The organism is Streptomyces sp. 150FB, assembly GCF_000818195.1.
Lineage (GTDB): Bacteria > Actinomycetota > Actinomycetes > Streptomycetales > Streptomycetaceae > Streptomyces.
In genome coordinates, this window is the sequence record NZ_JTHL01000001.1 from 6,023,824 (window position 1) to 6,028,097 (window position 4,274).

Annotated in this window: 4 protein-coding genes; 1 reads left to right on the plus strand and 3 read right to left on the minus strand. The window is 70.2% G+C overall.

Annotated features, from left to right (window positions below; all coding sequences use genetic code 11):
* Window positions 1-480: 480 nt before the first annotated feature.
* Window positions 481-2,241, minus strand: a complete 1,761-nt coding sequence (locus QR77_RS26035; protein WP_040024504.1) for a biotin carboxylase N-terminal domain-containing protein — start codon at window positions 2,239-2,241, stop codon at window positions 481-483.
* Window positions 2,242-2,592: 351 nt separating this feature from the next.
* Here QR77_RS26035 and QR77_RS26040 point away from each other — a divergent pair, with 351 nt between their 5' ends.
* On the plus strand, window positions 2,593-3,045 hold the full coding sequence (locus tag QR77_RS26040) for a hypothetical protein (protein WP_078877138.1): 453 nt from the start codon (window positions 2,593-2,595) through the stop codon (window positions 3,043-3,045).
* A gap of 21 nt (window positions 3,046-3,066) precedes the next feature.
* On the opposite strand, the gene QR77_RS26045 is transcribed toward QR77_RS26040, so the two are convergent.
* Window positions 3,067-3,681 (minus strand): nucleoside triphosphate pyrophosphatase, encoded by a 615-nt coding sequence (locus tag QR77_RS26045; RefSeq protein WP_173476352.1) that lies wholly within the window; start codon window positions 3,679-3,681, stop codon window positions 3,067-3,069.
* 57 nt (window positions 3,682-3,738) lie between these two features.
* Window positions 3,739-3,867 (minus strand): hypothetical protein, encoded by a 129-nt coding sequence (locus QR77_RS49845; RefSeq protein ID WP_107069125.1) that lies wholly within the window; start codon window positions 3,865-3,867, stop codon window positions 3,739-3,741.
* Window positions 3,868-4,274 lie beyond the last annotated feature (407 nt).

The window sequence follows — 4,274 nt, forward strand, 5'->3', positions numbered from 1 at the left end:
CGTGTTGCCTGAGGCGGTCGTCCGCCGCAAATCACGCTTTAGTATCCCGGACACCACCCCTGCGCGCCCCCCTTCACCTGCGGAAACGCCGCGCTCACTGTCCCGGGCGCGGCGTTACGGGTCTTGCCACGGGCCGACGGAGGGTGACGGGGTCGCAGGAGGTACGTGTCCGGACGCTAACGTGAGATTTGTGGCGCATAACCGCCTCGGGCAACACGTCCGCGGTGACGACGCCGTAAATCACACGTCCGGACATGTGCCTCCGGAGGCCCCGGCGCCCGGCACCAGACACACCGGCCGCAACCAAGACCCGGCCGCAACCACCGCACCGCGCCATCACCGCGACCGCAACCCAAAGCCGCGCACCACAACCGCGTCAGCGAATCGCACCGGCCATGCAGGGCCAGACCCACGTCCGCCCGCCGCGAGGCGAAACGCAGCCGCGCGCGGCTAAAACCACGACCCCCAGCCGGAAGGCGCCTAGTCCTTGATTTCGCAGATGGGGGCTCCCGCTGACACCGACGCGCCCACCTCTGCCGCCAGGCCCTTCACCGTGCCCGAGCGGTGCGCGTTCAGGGGCTGTTCCATCTTCATGGCCTCCAGGACGACGATCAGCTCGCCCTCCTTGACCTCCTGGCCCTCCTCCACGGCGACCTTGACGATCGTGCCCTGCATCGGGGACGCCAGAGTGTCGCCCGAGACCGCTGAAGCCGTCTTCTTGGCGGCGCGCCGCTTCGGCTTGGCGCCGGCGGCCAGGCCCGTGCGGGCCAGTGTCATGCCCAGGGACGTCGGGAGGGAGACCTCCAGGCGCTTGCCGCCCACCTCGACCACGATCGTCTCGCGGCCCGCCTCGGTGTCGGCGTCCGCGTCCGAAGGGGCGGCCGGGGCGAAGGGCTTGATGTCGTTGACGAACTCGGTCTCGATCCAGCGGGTGTGCACCGTGAACGGGTCGCTGGTGAAGGCCGGGTCGGTGACGACGGCGCGGTGGAAGGGGATGGCCGTGGCCATGCCCTCCACCTGGAACTCCTCCAGCGCGCGGGAGGCCCGCTGGAGGGCCTGCTCGCGGCTGGCTCCGGTGATGATCAGCTTGGCGAGCAGGGAGTCCCAGGCCGGGCCGATGACGCTGCCGGACTCGACGCCCGCGTCCAGGCGGACGCCGGGGCCGGTGGGCGGGGCGAAGGTCGTGACGGTGCCGGGGGCGGGGAGGAAGCCGCGGCCCGGGTCCTCGCCGTTGATGCGGAACTCGAAGGAGTGACCGCGTACGGCCGGGTCGTCGTAGCCCAGCGCCTCGCCGTCGGCGATGCGGAACATCTCGCGTACGAGGTCGATGCCGGTGACCTCTTCGGAGACGGGGTGCTCCACCTGGAGGCGCGTGTTGACCTCCAGGAAGGAGATCGTGCCGTCGGTGCCGACGAGGAACTCGACGGTGCCCGCGCCGACGTAGCCGGCTTCCTTGAGGATCGCCTTGGAGGCCGCGTACAGCTCGTCGTTCTGAGCCTGGCTCAGGAACGGCGCGGGGGCCTCCTCGACCAGCTTCTGGTGGCGGCGCTGGAGCGAGCAGTCACGGGTCGACACGACGACCACGTTGCCGTGCGAGTCGGCCAGGCACTGCGTCTCGACGTGCCGGGGCTTGTCGAGGTAACGCTCCACGAAGCACTCGCCGCGCCCGAAGGCGGCGACCGCCTCGCGCACCGCGGAGTCGTACAGCTCGGGGATCTCTTCGAGGGTGCGGGCGACCTTCAGGCCGCGTCCGCCGCCGCCGAAGGCGGCCTTGATGGCGACCGGCAGACCGTTCTGCTCGGCGAACGCCACGACCTCGCCGGAGCCGGAGACCGGGTCCGGTGTGCCGGCGACCAGCGGGGCGCCGGCGCGCTGGGCGATGTGCCGGGCGGCGACCTTGTCGCCGAGGTCGCGGATCGCCTGCGGCGGCGGGCCGATCCAGGTCAGATCGGCGTCCAGCACGGCCTGGGCGAACTCCGCGTTCTCCGACAGGAAACCGTAACCGGGGTGGATCGCGTCCGCCCCGGAATCCTTCGCGGCCTGCAGCACCTTGGCCATGTCCAGGTAGCTGGCAGCCGGGGTGTCACCGCCCAGAGCGAACGCCTCGTCGGCCGCGCGGACATGCAGAGCGTCCCGGTCCGGATCGGCGTAGACGGCTACGCTCGCGATTCCGGCATCCCGGCAGGCACGGGCTACGCGGACAGCGATTTCGCCACGGTTGGCGATGAGCACCTTGCGCACGATGACTCCCTCCTTCGGACAGGCTGAGTTTAGGGACCCTCGACACGGTAGTCCGACCCACCCCTGATGGTGAGCTTGCCTACACGGAGCGTGTTCCAAGGCTCGCTCAAGACGCGAAATCCCTTGTGGCACCACGGTACGCCGGGATCCCCCTCCGCACAGTAGCGCTCAGGGGTGGCGTAACTCTCTGTCCAAGTGCCCCGCGCCGGATCCCGTTTTGTTGTGGGGTCCCTACGAAGGGACGGCTCATTCTTTGCCCGTGCGCAGACCCTTGTCCGGGCCTTTACCGGTGAGTAGCGTGCGGTAGGTCGTCCGTACTGTTGGTAACAGTGGGAGTGGGTGGGTCCAGGGGTGGGTGTCGTGGCGCGGAGACCGGTGGCCTGGGTGGCCGCGGTGGTGCTGGTTCTGGAGGCGCTGGGCGTCGTACTCGTCAACGCGCTGCTCGCCGAGGTTGTCGACAACCAGCACATGTCGCTGGCGGGTCTGGCCTCGAACGCGATGTCGCGGGGCGCGTGGGTGCTGGGCGTGCTGGCCGCGGTCTATCTGGTGGTGTGCGGGGTGTTCCTGGTGCGCATGGCGCTGCGGAACCGAGCGCCGGGGCGGGTCGGCCGGATCGTACTGATCAGTTGCGCGGTGGTGCACGGGGTGCTGGGCGCGCTTGCGGTCGGCCTGCTGGGCTGGCTCGCCTTCGTGGCCATGGTCGTGGTGCTGGCGCTGCTGGTGTGGGTGCTGGTGGCGTACGGGACCGGTGAGCCGGAGAGCCGCGCTGTCGCGGCCGCGGAGCCGCCCGCGGTGTCCGCCTGAGCGGCTTCGGAGTGCGGCCGGTCAGGCCCACAAGTCCGTGATGGACACGTCCAGTTGTCCGAGCAGGCGGCGCAGCAGCGGCAGGGACAGGCCGATGACGTTGCCGTGGTTGCCCTCGATCGATTCGACGAACGGAGCCGAGCGCCCGTCCAGGGTGAACGCGCCCGCCACGTGCAGCGGTTCGCCCGAGGCCACGTACGCGGCGACCTCGGCGTCCGTCGGCTCCCCGAAGTTGACCGTGGTCGACGCCGTCGCCGCGGCGCGCCGGCCGGTCGCCGTGTCGATGACGCAGTGGCCGGTCTGGAGGATTCCGGCGCGCCCGCGCATGGACTTCCAGCGGGCGGTGGCCTCTTCGGCGTCGGCGGGCTTGCCGTACGCCACACCGTCCAGTTCGAGTACGGAGTCGCAACCGACGATCAGCGCCCCAGCCGTCTCGGGACGCCCCGCCACGGCGGTGGCCTTGGCCTCGGCGAGGACGAGCGCCAGTTCGGCGGGGGTCGGCGCCGACAGGGCGTCCTCGTCGACACCGCTGACGATCACCTCGGGAGCAAGTCCGGCCTGACGCAGCAGGCCGAGGCGGGCGGGGGATGCGGAGGCGAGGACGAGCCGGCGGCGTTGTTCTGTCATGCGGATCATCGTAGGTCGGTCGGTTGGTTGGTTGGTCGCTGGCGGTGGGAGACGGCCGGATGCCGTTCAGCGGACGCCCAGCACGATCATCGCCAACACCATCGCCAGAGCGAGCACCACGCCGACGCGGCGCACCATGGATTGCGTCTCGCGCAGCTCCTTGGGGGGCTCGTTCTCGGGATCGGACCACAGCATGAGAGCCATTTTCCGACCGATCTGACCGGAAAGCCTGAGTATGGGTACTCAGGCGTTTCCGCCTTGTGCTGTGGTGCGGGGGTGGGGGTGGGGGTGGCTACCTGTGGGGCGTACGGACGTCGCTGGCTGGTTGGTTGGATCGGCGTTCGGGCGTGCGGGCGTAGTGGCTGGTGACCGAGGGGGGTCGGGGTGGGCCGGGACCGAGTTGGTGAGGGTCGGGCCGCCCCTTGATCTTGATTTTCGCGGTTCCGGGGTGGGTGTCAAGGGCGCTCCTGCGTCGCGTCGGCTGCGCCGATTCCGCTCCGCTCCACCCTTGACACCCACCCCTCCACCGCAACTGCAACTTGAGGGGGGCGGCCCCAGGGGGAGACTCCCCGGGGATGCTCGCTTGTTCTGCTGCTTTGCTC